This is a genomic window from Comamonas sp. NyZ500 (assembly GCF_016772095.1).
GTDB classification, from domain to species: Bacteria; Pseudomonadota; Gammaproteobacteria; order Burkholderiales; family Burkholderiaceae_C; genus Comamonas; species Comamonas thiooxydans.
In genome coordinates this window covers 110,357-134,712 of sequence record NZ_JAEIJE010000006.1, presented here as the reverse complement: position 1 = coordinate 134,712, position 24,356 = coordinate 110,357, and the positions used below count along the sequence as shown (strand labels likewise).

Below are 24,356 nucleotides of genomic sequence, written 5' to 3'. Positions count from 1 at the left end.
ACGTAATTTCCACAGCAACTTTGTTGCCATGTGAAGCTCATACCTGGTGGCAAACCTAGATCTTCATTACAACATTGCTGTTGCGCTCCCTGGGCCGCATCTCGACATCCATCTTGCACCACGCCGACGGCGCCAGCCTACAGCGGGTGCGAGTGCGCTTTTTTAATATGAGCCTTGCCTCGTGCTGGATGTGAAGTGCGCTTCAGGACAGCCAGCCAAAACCAAGGTTCATTTATGACATCTCTCGATATTCAGCTGCTGCTGACCGCCCTGGTCAGCGTGCTGGTGCTGGTTGCATTAATTGTTTCACGCATCAAGCTGCACCCGCTGCTGGCCCTGCTCATAGTCTCGGTCGGCGTCGGCTTTGCCACCGGCATGGATCCGGAAACCATCGTCAAGCAGCTGACCAATGGCGCGGGCAAAACGCTGGGCGCCGTAGGCGTCGTGATCGCGCTGGGCGCCATGCTGGGCAAGATCCTGGCCGATGCAGGCATCACCGAGCAGATCGCCGAAGCCATTCTCAGGCACTCCTCCGATCGCATGATCCCCTGGGCCATGACCCTGGTGGCCTTCATCGTCGGCATCCCCATGTTCTTCGAGGTCGGCCTGGTGGTCATGCTGCCGCTGATCTTCAGCGTGGCGCGCAAGCTGGAAGGCCAGGCCCGATTCAAGGGCTCGGCCTATGTCTACGTCGGCGTGCCCGTGATCTCGGCACTGGCGGCCATGCACGGCATGGTGCCGCCCCACCCCGGCCCCCTGACCGCCATCGCCACCCTCAAGACCACGGTCGGCCCGACCATGCTGTACGGCTTTCTGGCCGCCATTCCGGCCATGGTTCTCGGCGGCCCGCTCTACGGTGCCTTCATCGCCCCGCGCATGAGCACCAAGCCCGACCAGGCCTTGCTCGACCAATTCACCATCACCGAGAAAGCCACTGCCGGCCAGCAGCCCCGCATCGCCCTGGGCGTGCTGGCGGCCCTGCTGCCCGCCATTCTGATGCTGATCCACGCCGTCGCCGAGATGCTGCTGCCCAAGGATGCGGCTACCATGCATGTGGCCAGCTTCCTGGGCAACCCCCTGATCGCCATGCTGCTGGGCGTGCTGTTCGCCATCGTGGCCCTGGTGATGGCCCGTGGCGGCGATACCGAAAAGCTGCGCGACGCGCTGGGCAAGAGCCTCAAGCCGATTGCCTCCATCATCATGATCATTGCCGGCGGCGGCGCCTTCCAGCAGATGCTGACCAGCGCCAAGGTCGGTGATGCCATCGTCCATCTGACCCAGCAGTTCGCCTTCCCGCCCCTGATCCTGGGCTGGCTGATCGCCATGCTGCTGTCCGTCTCCACCGGCTCGGCCACCGTGGGCATCGTGGGCGCTGCCGGCCTGCTGGCGCCGCTGGCGGGGGCCGATCCCAGCCTGAACCTGCCCCTGCTGGCCCTGTCCATAGGCTGCGGCTCGCTGTTCTTCAACTATGCCAACCACGCCGGTTTCTGGATGGTCAAGGAGTCCTTCGGCATGACCATGGGCGAAGCCACCAAGACCATCTCGGTCGTGCAGTCCATCGTGGCCGTGGTGGGCCTGCTCATGGTGCTGCTCTTCAACGCGCTCGTCACAGTGCATTGAGGCTGGCCGGGGCTGCAGCGCAGCGGCCCTGGTGCCTTGCTCCGGGGTTGCAAGCCGTGGCGCAAGGCCGCATCGTGCCGCCTTCGGCCTGCGGCACAAGCAATCCATCACGATTGGTGATGCCCCCATCCCCTAGCCCCGCTGCACGGGTGAGGCTGTGCTCACTACAGTGGCGTTCAACTCCAATCTGACCCTGTCAACCGCGCTCCGGCGGCGGAAATGACAGAGGACATCCACCCACGTTGAACCGCTGCAGGCATCGCCCCGTGGCAGCCCATCATGAAAACTGAAGCCTTTGACACCGATGTCCTCGTCATCGGTGGTGGCAATGCCGCCCTGTGCGCCGCGCTGATGGCGCGCGAAGCAGGTGCCCGCGTGCTGCTGCTTGAATCTGCACCGCGCGAATGGCGCGGCGGCAACTCCGGCCACACCCGCAATCTGCGCTGCATGCACGACGCTCCCCAGGACGTGCTGGTCGAGGCCTATCCCGAAGAAGAGTACTGGCAGGACTTGCTCAAGGTCACGGGCGGCATCACCAACGAGCATCTGGCGCGCATGGTGATCCGTGCCTCCTCGACCTGCCGCAACTGGATGCGCAGGCATGGCGTGCACTTCCAGCCGCCGCTGTCGGGCGCGCTGCATGTGGCGCGCACCAATGCCTTCTTCATGGGCGGCGGCAAGGCACTGGTGAACGCCTATTTCCGCAGCGCCGAAAAGCTGGGCGTGGAAATCCGCTACGAGTCCCCCGTGGACAAGCTCGAAATCGAGAATGGCCGGTTCCAGGCTGCCTGGGTCAAGACCAAGGATGGCAGCCAGCGCATCACGGCCAAAAGCTGCGTGCTGGCGGCGGGCGGCTTCGAGTCCAACCGCGAATGGCTGCGCGAGGCCTGGGGCCAGAACGAGCGCGGCGAATGGCCGGCCGACAACTTCATCATCCGCGGCACGGCCTTCAACCAGGGCGTACTGCTCAAGCATATGCTGCAAGAGCAGCAGGCCGACGGCCTGGGCGATCCCACACAAGCGCACATGGTGGCCATCGATGCCCGCGCCCCGCTGTACGACGGCGGCATATGCACGCGTATCGACTGCGTCTCGCTGGGCGTGGTGGTGAACCGCGATGCCCAGCGCTTCTATGACGAGGGCGAGGACTTCTGGCCCAAGCGCTATGCGATCTGGGGCCGCCTGGTGGCCCAGCAGCCCGGCCAGATCGCCTACTCCATCATCGACAGCAAGGCCATAGGCCGCTTCATGCCGCCGGTGTTCCCCGGCGTGAAGGCCGATTCCCTGCCCGAGCTCGCGCAGAAGCTGGGTCTGGACGTGGACACCTTCATGGCCACGCTCGACACCTACAACAGCAGCTGCAAGGTCGGCCATTTCGACCATACCGCGCTGGACGACTGCCACACCGAAGGCCTGGCTCCGGCCAAGACGCACTGGGCGCGCCCGCTCGACACCGGCCCCTACTACGGCTATGCGCTGCGCCCCGGCGTGACCTTCACCTATCTGGGCCTGAAGGTGGACGACACCTCCGCGGTGCGCTTCAAGGATCAACCCAGCCAGAACCTGTTCGTGGCCGGCGAAATGATGGCCGGCAATGTGCTGGGCAAGGGCTACACCGCCGGTGTGGGCATGTCAATCGGCACGGCCTTTGGCCGCATTGCCGGGCGCAATGCAGCCCTGGCTGCGCAAGGAAAAGACGCCGTGCACGGCGCTGTGAAAGATGAGGTCTGAGTCATGAGCATCCAATCCCTGCAAGAACTGGGCAAGGAAGCCCAGACCCTGGCCACCGGCAAGGTGATTCCCATCCTCCCCGCACCTACGGAAACCGCTGCCGAAGGCGAGGTGGCGCGCGTGATGCAGATCTGCAATGCCTGCCGCTACTGCGAAGGTTTCTGCGCCGTGTTCCCGGCCATGACGCGCCGTCTGGAGTTCGGCAAGGCCGATGTGCATTACCTGGCCAATCTCTGCCACAACTGCGGCGCCTGCCTGCACGCCTGCCAATACGCACCGCCGCACGAATTCGGCATCAACATTCCCAAGGCCATGGCCGAAGTGCGCGGCCAGACCTATGCCGACTATGCCTGGCCGCCCGCCATGGGCAAGCTGTACCAGCAGAACGGCCTGACCCTGTCCCTGGCACTGGTGGCCGGCCTCTTCCTGTTCCTGGCGCTGGCCGTCGCGGCGCAAGGCGGTGTTGGCCAGTTGTGGAGCGGCAATCTGGGCAACAACTTCTACAACCTGTTCCCGCACAATCTGCTGGTCGGCATCTTTGCGCCGGTGTTCCTGTTCGTGGTGTTTGCGCTGTCCATGGGCGTGCGCCGCTTCTGGAAGGATGTGAAGCCCGCCACCAGCAATGTGGATGTCAGCGGCCCCGCCGCTGCCGAAGCCACGCACGACGTGCTGCGCCTGAAATACCTGGACGGCGGCCATGGCGACGGCTGCCACAACGAGGACGACGAGTACACGCTCAAGCGCCGCCGCTTCCACCACCTGACCTTCTACGGCTTCATGCTGTGCTTTGCGGCCACGGGCCTGGCCACGGTCTATCACTATGTCTTCGATCTGCCTGCTCCCTACGAGCTGCCCAGCCTGCCCAAGATTCTGGGCGCCCTGGGCGGCGTGAGCCTGATGATTGGCACGGCCGGCCTCTGGATGCTGAACCGCGCCCGTCACCCGCTGCATGGCGACGCCAAGCAAAAGCCCATGGACCTAGCCTTCATCGCCCTGCTGTTCCTGGTGGCCGCCAGTGGTCTGGCGCTATGGCTGGGTCGCGCCACGCCAGCGCTGGCACTGCTGCTATGCCTGCATCTGGGCGCCGTGATTGCACTGTTTGCCACCCTGCCCTACGGCAAGTTTGCCCACGGCGTGTTCCGCACGGCTGCACTGCTGCGCCACAACACCGAAAAGCGCGAGCCCAGCCCCATCGGCCTGGGCGCTGATTGAGCGAAGTCCCATGACAGGCACGCCCGCCGTGCCTGCTTTCAAAAAAATCAGCCGGAATACCGGCATTCCTTTCCGACCAAGGAGACATCCCATGATGAACAAACGCCATTTCCTGCGCGCCACGGCCGTGGCCGCCTCCCTGTTGAGCCTGGGCTCGGCGGCACAGGCCGCTCCCGACTGGCTGCCCAACAAGCCCGTGACCCTGGTCGTGGGCTTTGCCGCAGGCGGCGCCGCCGACGCGGCGGCGCGCATGATTGCCAAGAAGCTGGGCGAAAACATCGGCCAGACCGTGGTGGTGGACAACAAGGGCGGCGCGGGCGGCAATATCGCCCACCAGTTCGTGGCCAAGGCGCCGACCGACGGCTCGGTGCTGCTGTTCGGCTCCATCGGCCCGCTGACGATTGCCCCCCACATCATGAAGGTGGGCTACAACCCCTTCACCGATCTGGCGCCCATCTCGGGCGGCGTGAACTTCCCCAATGTGCTGGTGGTGCACAAGGGCGCCGGCGTGAAGAACCTGGCCGAGTTCGTGGCCAAGGCCAAGAAGAGCCCCGGCAGCGTGGACTATGCATCGACCGGCGCGGGCTCGGCCTCGCACCTGGCAGGCGAGCTGTTCAACCAGCGCGCTGGCGTGGAGATGGTTCACGTGCCTTACAAGGGCGGCGCGCCGGCCCTGCAGGACCTGCTTGGCGAGCGCGTCACCTCCTACTTTGCCGCGCCCCCGACGGCCCTGCCGCATGTCGAGACAGGCAAGCTGATTCCGCTGGCCACCACGGGTCTGACGCGCCCCGCCTATATGCCCAATATCCCCACCGTGGCCGAAGCGGGCTTCCCCGGCTTCGAGGCGCTGAACTGGTATGCCTTCGTCGCCCCCGGCAAGACCCCCACGCCCGTGCTGGATCGCTGGAACCTGGAAATCGTCAAGGTGCTCAAGGACCCCGGCGTGGCCGAGGCGCTCAAGGTCCACGGCCTGACGCCCCAGCCCACGACGCGGGCCGAGTTCGCGGCCTTCATGAAGAAGGAATACGAGCAATGGGGCAAGGTGGTCAAGGAACGCAAGATCACCCAGAACTGAAAGCGTGTTCACGATCTGAGAGCACAAACCCGCTCGCGCCGATGGCATAACGCATGAATTGGACGCAGTCCAAGTCAGGGCGGCGAGCAAGGGCCTCGCTGGCCGCCGCTCCCGCAGCGAGAGAGGGCGCCGTGCCACGGGGGAAGCCGCGCGGCAGCTCAGACGGTGATGGGCTTTTTCTCCACGGGAGCCGCAAAGCCCACGCACAGACGGTTCCAGACATTGATGCAGCCGATGGCGTAGCTGAGCTCGACGATCTCGCGCTCGCTGAAGTAGGGGCGCAGGGCCTCGAAGTCCTGCTGCCCGGGATGGGCCTGACTCAGCTGGGTGCAGCGCTCGGCCCAGTTCAGCGCGGCGCGCTCGCGCATCTCGAACAAGTCCACCTCACGCCAGACCACCACGCTGTTGATGCGCTGCAGATCCTCGCCGCGCGACAGCAGCTCGCGCACATGCATGTCCACGCAGAAGGCGCAGCCGTTGATCTGCGAGACGCGCAGATAGACCAGCTCCAGCAGCTGCACACCGAGGCTGGAGCGTGCGATCTGGGCGTTGAGGCCGGCCTGAGCCTTGTAGAGCTCTGGAGCCAGCGCACGGAAGTCCAGGCGCGGCTTGGGAATGGCAATAGGGCTGGCGGTGGGGTTGGCGATGTCGGCCATGTGAATACTCCTTGAGGGACGTTGCAGGCCCGCCCCTGCGGCCGGCCCATACCTCTTAGACGCGGCAGCGCTGCGGTTTGTGACAGGCCTCGTCATCCATCGCCTAGCCATCAATAAACATAGCTGCTATCGCTCTGCATGAAACAAACTCAGCGATAAAACAATCTGAATTTGTTGACTGACTGGCGGTAACAGCTATTGTTTTTTCGCCTTCTGCGACAGGCCTCGCCCATCAGGCAGCCGGCACCAGCACGCGGGTCAGCTTGTCCGGATTGCGCAGCGTGTAGATGCGCCGGATCAGTCCGTCCTCGACCAGCAGCGTCTGCACCGACTCCACCTGGCCGTCCACGCAGCGCACCAGACCCGGCAGGCCGTTGACGCGCGCCAGATGCAGGCTCTGCTCCTGCCCGTCGCGGCGCAGGCGCCGGGCCGTGGCGAAGTACAGCAGCGCCAGGCGGCGCCCGGTCTCCAGCACTCGGCCAAAGGATGCCACCTTGCCGCCACCGTCGCTGATCAGCGCAGCGTCGGGCGCGAAGAGCGCCTGGATCTGCGCCAGATCGCCGCCCCGCGCAGCCTGGGCAAAGCGACGCAGCAGCTCGGCATGGGCTTGTGCGGGTGCCTCGAAGCGCGGCCGTCCGGCCTTCACATGGGCACGCGCACGGTGCACCAGCTGGCGGCAGGCGGCCTCGCTGCGGCCCAGCGCCTGGGCCACTTCGGCGTAGTCGGCATCGAAGACCTCACGCAGCAAAAAGGCCGCGCGCTCCTCGGGCGTCAGTTGCTCCAGCACGAACAGCAGCGCCGTGGAAACATCGTGGGCCTGCTCCAGCAGCTCCTCGGCCGAGGGAGCGGCCTCGGTCCAGGGCTGGACCAGCGGCTCGGGCAGCCAGAAGCCCGCATAGTGCTCGCGCTCCACGCGCAGGCGTCGCAGCCGGTCTATGGCCAGCCGCGTGGCCGTGGTCACCAGCCAGGCCTCGGGCTGGGCAATGGAGGTGCGCTCGCTGTCCTGCCAGCGCAGCCAGACATCCTGCACCAGATCCTCGGCCTCGGCGCGCTGGCCCAGCATGCGATAGGCCAGCCCGAATAGACGCGGGCGATGGCGCTCGAAATCCTGCAGTCCCGCATCGGCGGACGGCGCAGCGTGGGAATTGGGGCTCACGTGATGTCTCCTGCAAATAGGCCAGGGGCCAGCCACCCAGTGTGACAGGCACCAAGCCTTAGACGCAGAACCAGCGCACTTTGTGACAGGGTGCCGGCTTAAAACCGGCGCGCCCTGAGCCAGAGACACCGAGGAAGGGCCGCCCCGCACCGAAGGTGTCGTCCCCCTTGGGGGGAAGCGGCGCAGCCGCTCAGGGGGGACCTCAATACCCCACCGCGCACCCGTCCTTGCGCGGATCGGAGCCCGCGATGTAGTGCTCGCCGTCGCGCAGCACCAGTTGCGCGCCGCCGAAAGCGAACACGCCATGGCCGGCCTCGACGCTGACCTCATGGCCGCGTGCGCGCAACTGCTCAACCACGGCGGCATCGAAGGACGGCTCCACGGCCACGCCCTTGCCGCCGGTCACGCGCCAGCGCGGCGCATCGGCCGCAGCCTGCGGGTTCTGGCCGTAGCGCAGCACGCGCAGCGCCATCTGCAGATGGCCCTGGCTCTGCATCGGGCCGCCCATGACGCCGAACGCCATTTGCGGCCTGCCGTCGGCATGCATGGCAAAGGCCGGAATGATGGTGTGCGAGGGGCGCTTGCGCGGGCCGACCTGATTGGCATGACCGGCCTCGGTGGTAAAGCCATGGCCGCGGTTCTGCAGGCTGATGCCGGTGCCCGGCACGACCACGCCCGAGCCGAAGCCCATGTAGTTGGACTGGATGAAGGAGACCATCATGCCGCTGGCATCGGCCGCCGCCAGGTAGACCGTGCCGCCGGGACGCGGTGCGCCATAGCTGGGCAGGCTGGCCTTGTCACGGTCAATGAGCTGGGCGCGCTCGCGCAGGTAGTCGCGGTCCAGCAGCTGCGCGGGGGTGACGCGCATGTGGTCCAGGTCGGCGTTGTACTGGTGCAGGTCGGCAAAGGCCAGCTTCATGGCCTCGATCTGCAGATGTACGCTGTCCACGCCGTCCAGCGGCTGCGATCCGATCGGATCGCCACCCGCACCCAGCTCGTCGAGCATGCCCAGCGCCATCAGCGCCGCAATGCCCTGGCCGTTGGGCGGAATCTCGTGGATCACCGAATCGCCAAACTTCTGCGACACCGTTCCCACCCAGTCGGCCTGATGCTCGGCCAGGTCTTCCTCGCTCATCACGCCGCCACAGGCCCGTGCATGCTCGACCATCTTCCTGGCCAGCGCGCCTCGGTAAAAGGACTCGCCCAGGGTCTCGGCAATCTCTTCCAGCGTGCGCGCATGGGCTTCGCTCCTGAACACCTCACCGGCCCGGGGAGCGCGGCCGCCAGGCAGAAAGCACTCGGCAAAGCCGGGCTGGTCGCCCAGTTTCTTGCCGCCCAGCTCCCACAGCGTGGCAATCGTGGGCGAGACCGGGAAACCGTTGCGTGCATAGTCGATGGCGGGCTGGGCCACCTGCGCGAAGGGCAGCTTGCCGAAGCGCTTGGACAGCGCCACCCAGGCCGACACGGCGCCGGGCACGGTCACGGCATTCCAGCCCTTTTCCGGAATGCCGCCGAGCTGGGCAAAGTAGTCGGGCGTCCAGCCCGCAGGCGAGCGGCCCGAGGCGTTGAGGCCGTGCAGCTCCTTGCCGTCCCAGACGATGGCAAAGCCGTCGCTGCCGATGCCGCAGCCCGTGGGCTCGACCACCGTGAGCGTCATCGCCGCGGCCAGTGCCGCATCCACGGCGTTGCCGCCAGCCAGCAGCATGGAGAGGCCGGCCTGCGCGGCCAGCGGCTGCGAAGTGCTGACCACATTACGCCCCAGCACCGGCGAGCGGTGCGAGGCATAGGGAAGCGTCCAGTCCTTGACGAGGTTGGTCATATCTAAGTCCGATCAGTGATTCATGGGCGCCGCGCTTAACGCTTCAAACTGGCGCGCCCCAGGCCAGAGGCATCGAGCAAGAGCCGCCTCACGGCGGGAGGCGCCTAGCCGAGGATGCCGTCCCCCGGCGCAGCCGCACAGGGGGTTGCATATGTCATTCCAAAGTAATGTGGTTGTCCCTGATGACCTTGGCCCAGCGCGCGCTGTCGGCCTGCACCATGGCAGCGAACTGCGCGGGCGTCTGCGGCTTGGCGGGCTCCACGCCCTGCTTGGCCAGGCTGGCGATCACCTCGGGATTCTGGATGGCGCGGTTGAAGGCCTGGTTGATCCTGCCGACCAGCTCGGGCTTCATGCCGGCCGGGCCGTAAAGGCCGAACCAGGTGACCGAGGAATATCCTGGCAGGCCGGATTCGGCCACCGTGGGCAGATTCGGCGCCAGCGTGCTGCGCCTGTCGCCGGTCACGGCCAGGGCACGCAGGCGGCCGCTGGCCACATGGGGCATGCCCGTGGGAATGGAGTCGAACAGCAGATGCACCTGGCCTGCCGCCAGATCGGTGATCGACTGCGCTGTGCCCTTGTAGGGCACATGGGCGAGCTGTATGCCGGCCTGCGCGGCAAAGGCGGCGGTGTTCAGGTGCACGATGGTGCCGTTGCCGCTGGTGGCGTAGTTGAGCTTGCCGGGATTGGCCCTGGCATAGGCAATCAGCTCCTGCACGCTCTTGACCGGCAGCGAGGGCGTGACCAGCAGTACGCTGGCCGCATCCGCCGTATGCGCAATGGGACTGAAGTCCTTGTCCGCCTTGTAGGCCAGCCTGGGCATCAGATGCGGCGAAATCGCATGTGTGCTGCTGGTGGTGAACAGCAGGGTGTAGCCGTCGGCCGCCGCCTTGGCGGCCTCGGCCGTGCCTATGGTGCCGCCGGCGCCGGGCCGGTTGTCTATGACCAGTTGCTGGCCCAGCTCCTGCGATACGCGCTGCGCAATCACGCGTGCCACCAGATCGGTGGCGCCGCTGGCCGGAAACGGCACGATCACGCGCACCGGTCGGCCGGGCCAGGCGGCCTCGCCCTGGGCCAGGGCCGGAAAGGCCAGCAAACCACCGGCCACGGCCACAGCGGCCTGAAGCCACTGGCGGCGCGTCGTTGAAACAGTAAACCGTGCCCGCATGGCAACTCCTGCAGAAATGGAGGGCTGGCCGCTGCCTGGCGACCACCGAACGGGAGATCTTAGAAAACCGGGGCATTTGCCGCTATCGGCAAATTTGCAAGCCATCGTTGCCAAAACAGCAAACCGGGCACAATGGCGCTTTGCCGCCACCGCCTGCCATGCCCGAGTCCCGCCATTTGCTGCTGCAAGACACCGCGCTGCGCTACTTCCACGAAGTCGCGCAATGCGGATCGCTGAGCGAGGCTTCGGCAAGACTGCATGTGGCGGCCTCGGCCATCAGCCGCCAGATCGCGGCATTGGAGGAGCGGCTGGGCACGCCGCTGTTCGAGCGCCACCCGCGCGGCATGGTGCTCAACGCCGCCGGCGAGATCCTGGCCGATCATGCGCGCCGAGCAGGGCTGGACGCCGAGCGCGCGCTCGACGAGATCAAGGCCTTGCAGGGCCTGCGCAGCGGCAAGGTGCGCATCGCCAGCTCCGATGCCTTCGCCAGTGAATTCCTGCCGCGCCTGTGCGCGGCCTTCCAGCGCGAGCACGGCGGCATCGTCTTCGAAGTGACGGTGCTTCCCACGCACGAGGTTTCCGGTGCCGTGCGTACCGGCACGGCCGACATAGGCCTGTGTTTCAGCCGGGCCCCCGAGCCCGGCATCGCCGTCGCCTGCCGCGTGGCCGCGCCCGTGCTGGCGCTGGTGGCATCCGGCCATGAACTGGCGCAGGAGCGCAGCGTGGCACTGGCAAAGCTGGTGCGCTATCCGCTGGCATTGACGCCACCCAGCACGGCCGTGCGCCAGTTGCTGGATGCAGCCTGCAGCCGCCAGGGACTGATGCTGGCGCCGGCCCTGGAGAGCAATCACGGCAAGACGCTGCTGAACTTTGCGGCCCAGGGCACGGCGGTTGCCGTGGCCAGCGAAATCGCCGCCCGCGACATGGTGGCCACAGGCGCGCTCGTGGCCGTGGCGCTCAGCGACCGCGGCATGGATCTGCGCGATATCGAGGTGCAGACCCTGGCCGGCCGCACGCTGCCGCATGCGGCGCAGTCCTTTCTGGAGCTTTTGCAGCTGCGCCTGCCCGCAGCCTGGTGATACCGACTCAATCCGCCTTGGGGCGCAGCACCAGCCATAGCGACAGCGCAATCAGCCCGCCACCCATGGCATGAGCGATGGTCAAGGACTCATCGAGCAGGGCCCAGCCCCAGAGCACGGCAAACACGGGCACGATAAAGGTCACGGTCAGCGCCTTTTGCGGGCCTTCATCGGCAATCAGCCGGAAATACAACACATAGGCCAGAGCCGTGCTCAGCAAGCCCAGCAGCGCCACATTGCCCCATGCCAGCAGCGGAGCGGCCTGCAGCCTGGCCAGCATGCCGGGCTCCAGCGCCATGTCGATGAGCAGCGCCGGCGTCAGCACCATCAGCGCACCGAGCTGGCTGATGAAAACGGCAGCGCGCGTGTCCACGCACGCATTGGCACCGGCCAGCCTGAGCGTCAGATAGCTGGAAAACGCATAGCAGACCGTGGCCACAAAACAGGCAGCCATGCCTCCCAGCACGGCACTGCCGAGATCCAGCGGCCCGGCCTGGGCCAGCACCGCCACACCGCCAATCCCCAGCAGCACCGCCACCACACGCGCGGGCGTGATCGCCTCGGCAAACACCAGCGCTCCCACCACGGTCGCAACCAGAGGCGTGGTGGCATTGAAGATGGCGCTATAGCCCGATGGCAGCACCTGGGCCGCCAGCGCGTACATGAGAAAGGGGATGCCGGAATTGATGACACCCAGCCCCAGCAAGGGCCAAAGATAGCGTCCTAGCCTGGGCCGGTAGCCCATGGCAAACAACGCCGCGCCAAGGCCCAGCGCCGAAAACAGGCCGCGTCCCACGGCCGTGGGCACGGCCCCCAGATGAGGCACGGCCACGCGCATGAATAAAAAACTGCCGCCCCAGAGGGCGGCCAGTGTCATGAGTCGGATCAGGCTGGCTACAGACATACAGGACATTGTGCACAGCCCCGGCCTGCACGCCTGTCACAACTGCCGAATGCCAATATCAGTGAATCTGCACCAGCACATCGTCCAGCGTGGCACCGGCCTCTTCAGGCACCGGGCGCGTCAGCTGCGGCACCTTGTAGATGCTGGCATCGGCATGGATCAGGCCTATGTCATAGCGCTGGCCGGCCAGATAATCGCCCACCGACTCCAGCACGATGGGGCTGCGATGCAGATGCTCGGTGGCCTTGAGCTCCTCGAGCGAGAGCCAGACGCTGCGCACGATGCCGTCGTCCAGATGGCGCTGGGCATGGTGCATGCCCAGATCGCCCGTGAAGGCGAAGCGCAGATAGGTGATGTCCGAGCCCGTGCGCGTGCGCACAAAGCGGTTCATGTAGATGCCGACCAGAGCCGTGGGCGTGAAGCTGTAGGCCGTCTCTTCCATGACTTCGCGCACACAGGCATCGACAGGGCTTTCGGAAGGGTCGAGATGACCGGCCGGCGTGTTCAGACGCAGTCCATCCGCCGTTTGTTCTTCCACCAGCAAAAAACGGCCATCGCGTTCGATGATGGCCGAGACAGTCACATTGGGTTTCCAGCGATTGGGCATGGCCGGCATTATCCTTGTCCCAACCCGACGATGTGTCAGATAAATCCCACCATATAGAGCGCTCCTTCGCCGTAACTGGCCAAATGTTGCTGCTGCGCAGCATTTGTCACGGATTCGACCACATAGCCTTGACGCTCCCAGTAAAGCCGCGAACCCTGCACCGAAACCAGTGCCGTGCGCTGCACGCCGCGCGCTCTGGCCTGCGCCTTCAGGACCTGGACCATGCGCCGCGCCAGGCCCTGGCCGGCTGCAGCCTCGGACACGGCCATATCGTGCAGATAGAGCACGCTGGCGTCGTCATATTCGGCAAAGTCGCCGTTGAGCGGCGTGATGGCTCCGGGGCGCGACCAATAGGCTGCCAGATAGGCCACCAGTTCCCCGCCCTGCTCGGCCGCCCAGGAACAATGCCCGGCCGTCCGCAAACGGCGCACAAACACCTCGCGCGGCTCGGCAAAGTCCGCACCATAGCAATGCTGCTGTATGCGCATCACGGCATCCACATCGTCCGCGCCCAGCGCGCGCAGCTGGATTGGCATCGACTCCGTCATCAAAAACTCTCAAATCAATAGCTGTCAACGCTTATCAGTCAAAGGCTGACGGCCAATTTCAATCAAAATCCGGCACATAGCTTAGCAAGCCGTTCATCTCGCAGCAGTCTGTAGGCGCTATCGCAATGGTAATGATTCTCAATTGGAAATTGATCGCCATCCTCCCTAACATTCATTCATCGCACAGGGAGAAACAGATGACACGCTTGATCAAGACATTGCGCCAGAACCAGCTCACGCTGACCAAGACCGCCAGCTACTACGTGATACACATCACCGTGGCCGCCTGCGTCGCCTATGCCGTGACCGGCAATCTGATTGCTTCGCTGACGCTGAGCCTGCTCGAGCCAACGGTCCAGGCCTTTGCCTTCTTCTTCCATGAAAAAATCTGGGAGCGCCGCCTGAAGAAACGCGAGCAGCAAGCGCTTGCCGGACAGGCACTGAGCGCCTGAGAGCCGTCTATGAACGCCGACCACCCCACCACTTTTGCGCAATGGCTGCTGCAGTCCCTGGCCATGCTGGGCGACTGCAACGGCCATCTTCGCGATCTGTAGAAATCATGTGGACAAGCCTTTTGATAAGCCATGGATAAATCTTGAATATCCCAGGCTCTTTGTGAGCTTCTTATCATTCACGCCAGGAAATCATCCGAGCCTGACTCTTCGGAATCAGAAAATACTGTGGATAAGTCATGCTGAAGATGCCAATTCGGACTCGCGCCCATGGGTTTGCGGCTATTTGCCAAACCGGACCCAAGGCCAACAATGGCCGGGAATCCAAGGAGTTCCCATGCAGCTTGCAGACCGCCAGACATCCGCAGACCTCGCGCGCCACGACGAACAATGGCTGAGCGCCCACTGGATGCCGTTCACCGGCAACCGCAACTTCAAGGCCAGGCCCCGCATCATCACGGGCGCACAGGGTGCCTACTACAGCGATGCCGATGGCCGGCGCATTTTCGACGGCCTCTCGGGCCTGTGGTGCTCGGGGCTGGGCCATGGCCGCCGCGAGATCGCCGAGGCCATTGGCAAGGCTGCGCTGCAGCTCGATTACGCTCCCGCCTTCCAGTTCGGCCACCCGGCCTCGTTCGAGCTGGCCAACCGCATCGTGGCCCTGATGCCCCAGGGGCTTGAGCATGTGTTCTTCACCGGCTCGGGCTCGGAAGCGGCCGACACCTCGCTGAAGATGGCGCGCGCCTACTGGCGCGCCAGGGGCCAGGGCAGCAAGACCCGGCTGATCGGGCGCGAGAAGGGCTATCACGGCGTGAACTTTGGCGGCATCTCGGTGGGCGGCATGGGGGGCAACCGCAAGATGTTCGGCCAAGGGGTCGAAGCCGACCATCTGCCGCACACCCAGCCGCCACCCGGTTCGTTCTTCAAGGGCCAGCCCCAGACAGACGGACGCGCCCTGGCAGACCGGCTGCTCGATCTGATCGCCCTGCATGACGCCAGCAATATCGCCGCCGTGATCGTGGAGCCCATGTCGGGCTCGGGCGGCGTGGTGATTCCGCCCACCGGCTATCTGCAGCGTTTGCGCGAGATCTGCACCCAGCACGACATCCTGCTGATCTTCGACGAGGTCATCACGGGCTTTGGCCGCCTCGGAGCGATGACGGCGGCCGAGGCCTTTGGCGTGACGCCGGACATCATGAATATCGCCAAGCAGGTCAGCAACGGCGCCCAGCCATTAGGAGCCTGCGTGGTCACGCCCGCCATCTATGAGCAGTTCATGGCGGCCGGCGGGCCGGAGTACATGCTGGAATTTGCCCACGGCTATACCTATTCGGCCCATCCCGTGGCCTGCGCGGCAGCCATTGCGGCACTGGATCTGCTGCAGCGCGAAGACGGCCCGGGCCGCGTGCGCGCGCTGGCCCCCTTCTTCGAGCAGGCCGTGCACAGCCTCAAGGACGCCAGGCATGTGCTGGACATCCGCAATATCGGCCTGGCGGCGGGCATCACGATTGCATCCCTGCCTGGCGAGCCCGCCAGGCGCCCTTATGAGATCGCCATGAAATGCTGGGAGGCTGGCTTCTATGTGCGCTACGGCGGCGACACGATTCAGCTGGCGCCGCCCTTCATCAGCGAGCAGGCCGAGATCGAGCGGCTGATCAACGCACTCGGCGATGCGCTGCAGGCCACTGACTGAATTATCAAATCAGTAGCTTCAATCGCTTACCTATCAAGCGATTGGAGCATTTTTCATCCAAATTCAGGAGAGCTGTGCCGCCAGGGCTTCGAATTCGGCGACAGGCACTTCTTCCGCGCGGCGCTGCAGATCGAACTCGCCCGCAAAGCCCCTGGCTTCCAGCCACTTGCCCAGGGTGTTGCGCAGGATCTTGCGGCGCTGGCTGAAAGCGACCTGCACCAGCTCTTCCAGCAGCTTGGGATCGAGATCCGCAGGCTGCTCGCGCGGAATCATGCGCACCACGGCACTGTCGACCTTGGGAGGCGGATTGAAGCTGCCCGGCGGCACGAACAGCACATCCTCCATGGCGTAGCGCCACTGCAGCATCACCGACAGACGGCCGTAGGCCGAGGTGCCGGCGTCGGCCACCATGCGGTCTATGACCTCTTTTTGCAGCATGAAGTGCTGGTCCTGCACCACATCCACCTGCTCCAGCAGATGGAAAAGAATGGGGCTGGAGATGTTGTAGGGCAGATTGCCGACCACGCGCAGCTTGGCCACACCCAGTCGCGCAGCCAGCGCACGGAAGTCCACCTTGAGCACATCGGACTCGACCACATCGAGATCGTCGCGCAGACGCAGACGGGCCGCCAGGTCCCGGTCCAGCTCGATGACGGTGAGCTTGCCCAGGCGCTCGACCAGGGGCTGCGACAGCGCCATCAGGCCGGGGCCGATCTCGACCATGGGTTCGCCCGCCTTGGGGTCGATGGCCTGGACGATGTTGTCGATGATGGCGCCGTCGGTCAGGAAATTCTGGCCGAAGCGCTTGCGGGGAATATGTTTCATGAATGCGAAAGCGGTGCCTGGGCACCGCTTGGAATGAGGGGGAGCTCCGATGCCCGGTGCGCAATGATGACATTACCGGGCACTTCAAGCGGATTGAATGGGCTTATTGGGGTGGCTCGCGGTATTCCACAAAGGCCTTGCCGCGCAGTTCCTTGAGCCAGGTTTCGTAGTCCTGCTCGGCCTTGCGCTCGCGCACCACGTTGCGCACCATTTCGCGCTGCTCGCGCTCGGTGAGCTTTTCCTGGCGGCGCTCGATCAGCTGGATCAGGTGCACGCCGAAACGCGACACCACGGGGTTGCTGATCTGGCCCGGCTGCAGGTTGTCGAGCACGCGTTCGAACTCGGGCACGAACTGGCCGGGCGAGGACCAGCCCAGATCACCGCCGTTGCGCGCGCTGCCGTCCTTGGAGAACTCCTGCGCCAGTTGCTGGAAGGTGGCCTGGCCGGCTTCCACACGACGCTTGTAGTCCTCCAGACGCTTGGCCGCCTGGGCTTCGGTCATGCCATCGCCTACGGTCAGCAGAATATGGCGGGCGTGGTTCTGCGTGATGTATACAGGTGCTCCGGCCTGAGATTTTTCCAGCACCTTGAGCACGTGGAAACCTGCGCCCGAACGAAACGGACCGACGATGGCACCGACAGCCGAATTGCCCACCTGCTGAGAAAACAGCTCGGGGTAATCGCTCATGGGGCGCATGCCCATGGCGCCGCCACCCTGACCGTTGGGGACATCCGAAAACTCCCGCACGGCAGCGATGAAGTCGGGGTTCTTGCGAGCGGCTTCTGCCGCCTGCTTGGCCTTGGCCTCGCGCTCCGCCACCACGGCAGGGCTGGCGTTTTCAGGCACGGTGATCAGGATGTGGCCCAGATTGGCTGCGGCACCCGCAGCCGCATCGCCGGGGCGCTTCTGGTCCTTGAGATAGCGATCGATGTCTGCTTCCCCGACCTTGACGCGACCGTCCACATCACGCTCGCGCACACGCTGCATCAGCATCTGGTTGCGGATCTCCGAACGGAACTGCGCTTCGGAAATCCCTTCGGCCTTCAGGCGCGACACCAGGCCGGCCTTGTCGGTATTGTTCTGGCGCGCCACATTGGCCACGGCCTGATCGACCGTCATGTTGTCAATGTTGATGCCCGTGTCCTTGGCTTCCTGCAACTGCACGCGCTCGACAATCAGGCGCTCCAGAACCTGGCGGGCCAGCTCGCTCTGGGACGGCAGCTGCCCGCCCTGCTCGGTCACGTTCTGCGCAACGCGCTCCATGCGCGCACGCACTTCGTTATTGGTGATGGGTTCGGAATTGACCACGGCCACGATGTAATCGGCCGAGCGAACACCCTGTGCGGCTACCGGAGCCTGGCGCCCCGAGGGCTGGGCCGTCGCCTCCAATGCGCGCGAGATGGAGGAGTCATTGCCAGCCTTGGCCTTGCTGCCGGGGCTCTTCAGGCCCTGGGCCTGCACACCGGCAGCCATTACAGCCAGTGCCACGGCAACAGCACATGCATTGGATGTCTTGGAGAAAAAACGCATGAAAAAAGCCTTGATTAATCGTAATTGGTAAAGCGGCTGGGCGGAGTCACCGCCTCACGCAAATATTGATAGCGCGGCACATTCTGCTTGAGACTGGAGGTGGGATCGGCACCAAAACTCAGGCGCGAGAAGCCCACGAACTCCATCTGGAACAGCAAACGCAGATTCGACTGGATGACCGAGCTTTGCAGGCGTTCCAGCACCACACGGCCAATCCAGCAGCAACCGTCGTATTCCAGGCCGACCACGGTATCCACCAGCTTGTTGTCCTTGATGGAGTAGTTGAGGCGGCCCACGGCATACCAGCGGCCACCGCCCTGGCCACGACCGGCGCCCAGTTCCTTGCCCTTGTCACCCCAAAGGTCGTTGATGGGCCATTGCCAGCCCACGTCCACCAGTTCGCTGGAGGGTTTCTTGGTGACCGTATCCAGCTGCGTGCGGTAACCGATGTTGAAGGTGCGATAGTTGCCCGGGCTGTAACGCGCCGTGGCCGTGGTACGCACCGTGCGGTTCAAGTCCTTGTTGTACTGGGTCGTGCCTTCCAGCGACCACTTGTCGGTCCAGTTGAAGGCCGCGCCCAGCAGGATATCGGACAGCTTGCTGGTAGCAGCCACCTCACCGGGCAGCAGCACGCGCTGATCGGACAGGCGAACGCGCTGGGCCACGGCGAACTTGAGCTTTTCCGCACCGCTTTCGGGGTCGATGAAGCGTGAGGTCGCGCCCAGCGTCATCAGATGGTTGTCGGCAATGCGGTCCTGACCGACATAGTCGTTCTCGGAAAAAATGCTCGCGAAGTTGAAATCGCTGCGACCCGTATCGTAGAGCGGCAGCATGCTCTGATTGCGATAGGGCGTATAGGTATAGAAGGCCCGGGGTTCGAAGGTCTGCAACAGATTCTTGCCGAACCAGGAGGTGTCGCGCTCGAAGATCAGGCCGCTGTCCAGGCTGAAGGTGGGCAGAGTGCGGTTGGCGCTCTTGCTGCCGTTGCTCATCAGCTGATCGGTCTGATACATGGAGGTATGCAGCATCAGCTTGGGCGTGATGAAGGCGCCGGGAGACAGGAATGGCCGGCTCAGTTGCGCCTGCGCATAGCTGCGCTGGCCGTTGTTGCCGACCTGACCCGTGATGGGGCGAATCAGCTCGAAGCGTGTGGTGTCGGCCACCACGGAGAAATCCAGCCCATGCGGCAGGTCCAGCGGCGTGTAGCGGTACTGCAGCTGCGGCACCATGCTGTAGGGCGGCGCAATCGGCGAAGTCACATCCTGCTGCACCTGATAGCGCAGCACATTGAGGCTCAGCACCCCATCGCCCTTGGCCCAGCTCAGATTGGCCGTGCTGGGCAGCAGGCGCTGGCGCAGCGCCACGGGAGCCAGGCGGAAGTCGCGCCAGTAATCACCGTCGCTGACGCGGTTCAGATTGAGGTTCAGCCCCAGACCGCCGACCGGCGTATCGAAGCTCGCACGATGCTGCCAGGAATAACCCCAGCGATCACGGTTGCGCAGATTGTCGCCCGGCATGTAGCTGGCATAGGTCTCGCCCGAGTAGCTGGGCTCCAGATAGCGGAACTGTCCCGTCAGGTTCACGCCGCGCTTGGTCATCAGCGTGGGCGTGATGGTCATATCGCGATTGGGGGCGATATTCCAGTAATAGGGCTGTGAATACTCGATGCCGCCGAGCTTGTCCATGCCTATCATGGGCGGCAGCAGGCCCGATTTGCGCTTGTCCGAGAGCGGAAAGCTCATGCGCGGCACGGGCAGGACGGTCACGCCCTTGAACTTCAGGGACGCACCCTCGGCCACCCCCACCTCTTCGGCCATGTCCAGATGAATGGTCTTGGCCTCGAGCACCCAGCTCGGCTCCCAGCTGGCCTCGTCATCGCGCTGGCAGGTGGTGTAGGTGGCGTCATGGACGACCGAACGATCCTTGTCGATGAAATCCACTCGCGAGGACTCGCCATGGCCGCCCGTGGCCAGAAAGCGATAGTTGGCATTGTCGAACTGGCCCTTGAAGGCATCCATCTGCAGATCCAGCACCGTACCCTCGTAGACATTGCCGGCCTGGTTGATGTGGACCGAGCCCACGGCGTTGATCCTGTCGTCCGGAACCGCATAGTCGAGCTTGTCCGCGCGGATCATGGTGTCGCCGCGGCGCAACTCTGCCTCGCCATGAACCGAGGCCTTGAGATCGGGCTGACCGGACAGGCTGTCACCTTTGATATAGATGGGCTGCTGGTCACGCACTTCCTGAGGATAGCTCTCCTGCAGCGCGCTGCTGGACTTGAGTTCCAAGGCTGGCAGCTCGCCCGCGACGCTGCCGGAGGACGACGCTGTCGTTTCGGCCGACTGGGCATAGGCCTGCATGCCAGCACCCGCCCATGCCAGTGCCACAGCCCATGCCAGAGGACGAATCACCGGCCGAGCAGCTCCCGCACGCGTCGAACGGGCAGGGCAGGCAGGTAGGAAATCTCGCGGATGGGATGGGGATTGCACGATGATCTTGAACGTCAAAAGCGCGCGTGCCCAGGCACACGTCAACAGAAAACCGAGAGCCTAGCACCACTGTCCACAGATGCGGCGGCATCGGTTTGTAAAATCCGATTATCCATGACCGCTCCTATCACCCCCACAGTTGGCGTTGCCTGGGCAGATTCTGCCCGCCACGCCGCATTCGACGCCTGGCTGGCACCTCTGGCTCAAAAGCACCAGCTGCTTCCCGCAACCCTGCGCCCCGCTTCAGCAGATGCGAGCTTTCGCCGCTATCTGCGCCTGGATCGCAGCGATGGAAGCAGCCTGATCGTCATGGACGCGCCGCCAGACAAGGAAGATTGCGCGCCTTTTGCCAAGGTTCAGGGCCTGATGAACCAGGCCGGCCTGTGCGTGCCGCAGATCCTGGACTGGGATGCCGTTCATGGCTTCATGCTGCTCAGCGACCTGGGCGGCCAGACCGTCATCGAGGCTCTGAACCCCGAAAAACCCCAGGATGCCGAAGCCTGGTACCGCTCGGCCATCGAGGTGCTGCTGGACTGGCAACTGGCCTCCAAGGCCGGCAATACCGGCAGCTTGCCTCTCTATGACGAGGCCCTGCTGCGCCGAGAGCTGCAGCTGTTTCCCGACTGGTACATCGCCAAGCACCGCCAGTTCACGCTGGACGACAAGCAGCAGGCCTTGCTCGGCAAGACCTTCGATCAGATCGTCGCCCACAATCTGCAGGCTCCCAGCGTCTATGTGCACCGTGACTTCATGATGCGCAACCTGATGCAGCCTGTGGCAAGCGGCGCGCCGCTGGGCGTGCTGGACTTCCAGGATGCCGTCTACGGCCCCATCACCTATGACATCGCCAGCCTGCTGCGAGATGCCTTCATCAGCTGGGAAGAGGACTTCATCATCGACATCACCATCCGTTACTGGGAAAAGGCCCGCAAGGCCGGCCTGGTGGGCGCCAACAGCGCCAGCGGCTGGGGTGATGACTTCGGCGAGTTCTACCGTGGGGTTGAATGGATGGGTCTGCAGCGCCACCTCAAGGTTGCGGGTATCTTTGCGCGCCTGACGCTGCGCGACGGCAAGCCCAAGTATCTGGCCGATGCGCCTCGTTTCATCCACTACATCCGATCCACCTGCAACCGCTACCGCGCGCTGGGCCCGTTCCTTAAATTGATCGACGAGATCGAGGGTATCCAGACGCAGGTCGGTTACGCCTACGGGCGGATGTGAACACCCCCCTGAGCCGCTTTGCGGCTTCCCCCTCTCTGCTTCGCGGAGGGGGACGACACCAGCGCTGCGGGGCGGCCCTTGCGCGGTGTCCCTAGGTTAGAGGGTGCCAGTTTTACAGGCTGCGAAGCAGCTCTAACCGCAAGTAACAAATATCAATTCCCCCTATGCCGCGCTATCACTGCCCTATTCCACTGCACATCGGCAACGAGCTGGACCTGCCTGCAGGTGCCGCCCGCCATGTGCAGGTGCTGCGCCACCAGCCCGGCGATGTCATCACCCTGTTTGAGGGCCAGACCGGCAACGGTTTTACCGGCGGCGAGTTCCAGGCGACCATCACCCACATGGGCCGCAGCGATGTGGGCGTGCGCGTGGACAGCCACAGCCCCGCCGAGCGCGAAGCCGCACGTGCCGTGCACCTGGTCGTCGGCATGCCCGCCAACGAGCGCATGGACTGGCTGGTGGAAAAAGCCACCGAGCTGGGTGTCGCCAGCATCCAGCCCGTGATGGCGGCGCGCAGCGTGCTCAAGCTCAAGGGCGACCGCGCCGACAAAAAGATCGAGCGCTGGCAGTCGATTGCCGTCTCGGCCTGCGAGCAATGCGGCCGCAACCAGGTACCCGTGATTCACGCGCCCCTGCCGCTGGCCGACTGGCTACGCAGCAAGGATGCCCCTGCCACCGATGCGACGCGTCTGGTGCTGTCGCTGCGCGAAGGCAATCAACCGCTGCGTACTGCCGCCGGCGATGCTCAGGCGGTCTGGGTGTTGCATGGCCCCGAAGGGGGTCTGACCGCCCAGGAAGAAGACTGGGCGCTGGAGCAGGGCTGGAAGCCTGCCAGCCTCGGCTCCCGCGTGCTGCGCGCTGAAACGGCATCTGTTGCCGCCCTGTCCCTGCTGGCCCTGGAGTAAATCAATGAGCAGCTGTCATCTCTCTCTGGCCAAGCCCGAGTTTTATCTGCAGAACTTTCGCGTTGAGGCTCCCGAGCCCAGGCCCGAAAGCATCATCACCCCGCGCCGCCTCGGCTGCATCATCATCAACGCTGCCACAGAGTCCTCTGCAACGCTCTTGGGACGTACGTTTACAGCTCCTAAAGAAGGAGCACCCGCACTGCCGGTGGAACGGCTGCTGGTGCCGGCCAGCTTCGGTCTGGTGCCGCACTGGGTCAAATCGGCCTCGGACGGCCGCCTGCGCGCGCTCAAGCTGGTGAATGCAAAAATCGACAATCTGACCACGGGAACGGCCTTTCGCGATGCCTGGCTGGCAGGCCAGCGCTGCATCGTGCCGCTGCAGGCCTTTCAGGTCGACGACCTGCGCCCCGGCAAGCCCCTGCCCACACGCATCACCCGTGTGGACAACCAGCCCATGGGCGCCGCCGGTGTCTGGGCACGCTGGGTGGGCGAGGACGGCGAGGTCATTGTCAGCTATGCCCTCATCACCATCAATGCCAATGCCCATGCGCTGATGAACCGCTACGGCCAGCCCGGCAACGACAAGGCCATGCCAGCCATCCTCAACGAAGGCGCATACGACGCCTGGCTCAATGCCAAGGTGAACAAGGCCAAGGAGTTTCTGCGCCCCTACCCTGCGGAAAAACTGCGTGCCAACCCCGTGGAAAAAGGCCGCAAGCAGCCACCACAGCAGTGGTAATCAGGGGGCTGGAAACTGCTGCTCCAGCCACTGCTCCAATCGCGCAAACACGGGGGCTGCCAGCTCGGGGCTCTCGTTGAAGATCTCGTGATAGGCCGCCTCGAAGCACTGGGACTGCACCAGATCGCGTGGCGCCTGGGCGGCAAAGGCCGCGCTGCCGGCCGGGTTGACCAGCTTGTCCTCGCCCGCCCATAGCAGCAGCGTGGGCACGCACCAGGCCGTGGCCTTGGACAGCACATGGCGGCCACCCTCGGCCATATAGCTCGCCAGCCGGGCGCTGATGCGCCGGTGCTGCAGTGCATCGGCGTCATAGGCCAGAGCCACATCCGGATCATGCGAGAGATGCGCGGACTGCACGCCATTGGCCACGCGCAGATTGGGCAGCAGCCTGGGCAGGCTCGCCACCAGCGCCTTCTGCACACCCGACAGATGCAGGGCCAGCGCCGGCGAGGACAGCACCAGCCCGTCCACATGACGCAGGCCGGACGCGACAAAATCCGCAGCCACCAGTCCACCCAGGCTGTGCCCCAATAGCACCAGGGGCTGATGCCTGGGCATGGCAGCACGCGTGGCATCGAGCACCACGGCCAGATCGTCGAGCAAGCGCATATCGCTGGTCAGGCCGCCCTGCGGCCCGCCCGACAGGCCGTGGCCGTACTGGTCATAGGCCCGCACCGCAAAGCCAAGCTCGTTGAGTCGCTGCGCCAGCGCGGCATAGCGGCCGCTGTGCTCGCCCAGGCCATGCACCAGCAGCACCTGGGCACGGGGCTTGACTCCCGGCGCCAGCGGCCAGTCGCGCAGCGCAAGCTGGGTGGCGTCCGATGCGGCCATATGCAGCAGCCGGGGCGTCGTCTGGGTACGGGTATCGGTAGGCGTCATGCACGGTCTCTTCAGCTGGCAAGAGCTTGCAGGATGCAGCCGCCCCCCGC

General features: G+C 64.7%; 21 protein-coding genes. 10 read left to right on the top strand and 11 right to left on the bottom strand.

Annotated elements, in window-relative coordinates; genetic code table 11:
• Nucleotides 1–234: 234 nt before the first annotated feature.
• From JAO85_RS11675 to JAO85_RS11660, 4 genes are all read left to right on the top strand, one after another.
• Nucleotides 235–1,620: a GntP family permease gene (locus tag JAO85_RS11675; RefSeq protein WP_202788122.1), complete on the top strand. Its 1,386-nt coding sequence runs from the start codon at nucleotides 235–237 to the stop codon at nucleotides 1,618–1,620.
• 279 nt (nucleotides 1,621–1,899) lie between these two features.
• Nucleotides 1,900–3,351 carry an FAD-dependent tricarballylate dehydrogenase TcuA gene (gene tcuA, locus JAO85_RS11670; protein ID WP_202788121.1) on the top strand — a complete coding sequence of 484 codons (1,452 nt, stop codon included), beginning with the start codon at nucleotides 1,900–1,902 and terminating at the stop codon, nucleotides 3,349–3,351.
• Nucleotides 3,352–3,354: 3 nt separating this feature from the next.
• On the top strand, nucleotides 3,355–4,563 hold the full coding sequence (tcuB, locus tag JAO85_RS11665) for a tricarballylate utilization 4Fe-4S protein TcuB (protein WP_177340954.1): 1,209 nt from the start codon (nucleotides 3,355–3,357) through the stop codon (nucleotides 4,561–4,563).
• Nucleotides 4,564–4,654: 91 nt separating this feature from the next.
• Nucleotides 4,655–5,638, top strand: coding sequence for a tripartite tricarboxylate transporter substrate binding protein (locus JAO85_RS11660; protein ID WP_003072332.1), 984 nt, complete (start codon nucleotides 4,655–4,657; stop codon nucleotides 5,636–5,638).
• A 158-nt stretch (nucleotides 5,639–5,796) separates the two neighbouring features.
• Here JAO85_RS11660 and JAO85_RS11655 read toward each other — a convergent pair whose 3' ends face one another.
• The 4 genes from JAO85_RS11655 to JAO85_RS11640 form a co-directional block, all read right to left on the bottom strand.
• The gene (locus tag JAO85_RS11655) at nucleotides 5,797–6,294 is read right to left on the bottom strand and encodes a carboxymuconolactone decarboxylase family protein (protein ID WP_202788120.1); all 498 of its coding nucleotides are present in this window, start codon (nucleotides 6,292–6,294) and stop codon (nucleotides 5,797–5,799) included.
• 232 nt (nucleotides 6,295–6,526) lie between these two features.
• Complete coding sequence (locus tag JAO85_RS11650; protein ID WP_202788119.1) at nucleotides 6,527–7,450, bottom strand: RNA polymerase sigma-70 factor; 924 nt, start codon at nucleotides 7,448–7,450, stop codon at nucleotides 6,527–6,529.
• A 202-nt stretch (nucleotides 7,451–7,652) separates the two neighbouring features.
• On the bottom strand, nucleotides 7,653–9,269 hold the full coding sequence (locus JAO85_RS11645) for a gamma-glutamyltransferase family protein (protein ID WP_039050336.1): 1,617 nt from the start codon (nucleotides 9,267–9,269) through the stop codon (nucleotides 7,653–7,655).
• Between the two features lie 154 nt (nucleotides 9,270–9,423).
• Nucleotides 9,424–10,434, bottom strand: a complete 1,011-nt coding sequence (locus JAO85_RS11640) for a tripartite tricarboxylate transporter substrate binding protein (protein WP_003066912.1) — start codon at nucleotides 10,432–10,434, stop codon at nucleotides 9,424–9,426.
• 158 nt (nucleotides 10,435–10,592) lie between these two features.
• Between JAO85_RS11640 and JAO85_RS11635 the strand changes: the two genes are divergently transcribed.
• The gene (locus tag JAO85_RS11635; protein ID WP_039050392.1) at nucleotides 10,593–11,513 is read left to right on the top strand and encodes a LysR family transcriptional regulator; all 921 of its coding nucleotides are present in this window, start codon (nucleotides 10,593–10,595) and stop codon (nucleotides 11,511–11,513) included.
• 7 nt (nucleotides 11,514–11,520) lie between these two features.
• Here JAO85_RS11635 and JAO85_RS11630 read toward each other — a convergent pair whose 3' ends face one another.
• Genes JAO85_RS11630 through JAO85_RS11620 form a run of 3 tightly spaced genes read right to left on the bottom strand, consistent with a single transcriptional unit; the run spans nucleotide 11,521 to nucleotide 13,572 of the window.
• Nucleotides 11,521–12,417 (bottom strand): DMT family transporter, encoded by an 897-nt coding sequence (locus JAO85_RS11630; RefSeq protein ID WP_012840308.1) that lies wholly within the window; start codon nucleotides 12,415–12,417, stop codon nucleotides 11,521–11,523.
• 58 nt (nucleotides 12,418–12,475) lie between these two features.
• Complete coding sequence (locus JAO85_RS11625) at nucleotides 12,476–13,033, bottom strand: NUDIX hydrolase (RefSeq protein WP_051517708.1); 558 nt, start codon at nucleotides 13,031–13,033, stop codon at nucleotides 12,476–12,478.
• A gap of 26 nt (nucleotides 13,034–13,059) precedes the next feature.
• Entirely contained in the window at nucleotides 13,060–13,572 is a 513-nt protein-coding gene (locus JAO85_RS11620; RefSeq protein WP_012840310.1) for a GNAT family N-acetyltransferase, read from the bottom strand.
• 197 nt (nucleotides 13,573–13,769) lie between these two features.
• Between JAO85_RS11620 and JAO85_RS11615 the strand changes: the two genes are divergently transcribed.
• The gene (locus JAO85_RS11615; RefSeq protein WP_019042669.1) at nucleotides 13,770–14,024 is read left to right on the top strand and encodes a DUF2061 domain-containing protein; all 255 of its coding nucleotides are present in this window, start codon (nucleotides 13,770–13,772) and stop codon (nucleotides 14,022–14,024) included.
• Nucleotides 14,025–14,361: 337 nt separating this feature from the next.
• Nucleotides 14,362–15,717, top strand: a complete 1,356-nt coding sequence (locus JAO85_RS11610; RefSeq protein WP_012840311.1) for an aspartate aminotransferase family protein — start codon at nucleotides 14,362–14,364, stop codon at nucleotides 15,715–15,717.
• A 63-nt stretch (nucleotides 15,718–15,780) separates the two neighbouring features.
• On the opposite strand, the gene rsmA is transcribed toward JAO85_RS11610, so the two are convergent.
• The 3 genes from rsmA to JAO85_RS11595 all read right to left on the bottom strand — a co-directional run bounded on the left by rsmA (nucleotide 15,781) and on the right by JAO85_RS11595 (nucleotide 20,433).
• On the bottom strand, nucleotides 15,781–16,542 hold the full coding sequence (gene rsmA, locus JAO85_RS11605) for a 16S rRNA (adenine(1518)-N(6)/adenine(1519)-N(6))-dimethyltransferase RsmA (protein ID WP_012840312.1): 762 nt from the start codon (nucleotides 16,540–16,542) through the stop codon (nucleotides 15,781–15,783).
• Between the two features lie 103 nt (nucleotides 16,543–16,645).
• Nucleotides 16,646–18,073 (bottom strand): peptidylprolyl isomerase, encoded by a 1,428-nt coding sequence (locus JAO85_RS11600; RefSeq protein ID WP_012840313.1) that lies wholly within the window; start codon nucleotides 18,071–18,073, stop codon nucleotides 16,646–16,648.
• Nucleotides 18,074–18,087: 14 nt separating this feature from the next.
• Nucleotides 18,088–20,433, bottom strand: coding sequence for an LPS-assembly protein LptD (locus tag JAO85_RS11595; RefSeq protein WP_237734817.1), 2,346 nt, complete (start codon nucleotides 20,431–20,433; stop codon nucleotides 18,088–18,090).
• A 243-nt stretch (nucleotides 20,434–20,676) separates the two neighbouring features.
• Here JAO85_RS11595 and JAO85_RS11590 point away from each other — a divergent pair, with 243 nt between their 5' ends.
• The 3 genes from JAO85_RS11590 (at nucleotide 20,677) to JAO85_RS11580 (ending at nucleotide 23,427) form a co-directional block, all read left to right on the top strand.
• Nucleotides 20,677–21,783 (top strand): aminoglycoside phosphotransferase family protein, encoded by a 1,107-nt coding sequence (locus JAO85_RS11590; RefSeq protein ID WP_012840315.1) that lies wholly within the window; start codon nucleotides 20,677–20,679, stop codon nucleotides 21,781–21,783.
• Between the two features lie 164 nt (nucleotides 21,784–21,947).
• The gene (locus tag JAO85_RS11585) at nucleotides 21,948–22,688 is read left to right on the top strand and encodes a 16S rRNA (uracil(1498)-N(3))-methyltransferase (protein ID WP_087865724.1); all 741 of its coding nucleotides are present in this window, start codon (nucleotides 21,948–21,950) and stop codon (nucleotides 22,686–22,688) included.
• A gap of 4 nt (nucleotides 22,689–22,692) precedes the next feature.
• Nucleotides 22,693–23,427, top strand: a complete 735-nt coding sequence (locus JAO85_RS11580) for an SOS response-associated peptidase (protein ID WP_202788117.1) — start codon at nucleotides 22,693–22,695, stop codon at nucleotides 23,425–23,427.
• On the opposite strand, the gene JAO85_RS11575 is transcribed toward JAO85_RS11580, so the two are convergent.
• Entirely contained in the window at nucleotides 23,428–24,306 is an 879-nt protein-coding gene (locus JAO85_RS11575; RefSeq protein WP_202788116.1) for an alpha/beta hydrolase, read from the bottom strand.
• Nucleotides 24,307–24,356 lie beyond the last annotated feature (50 nt).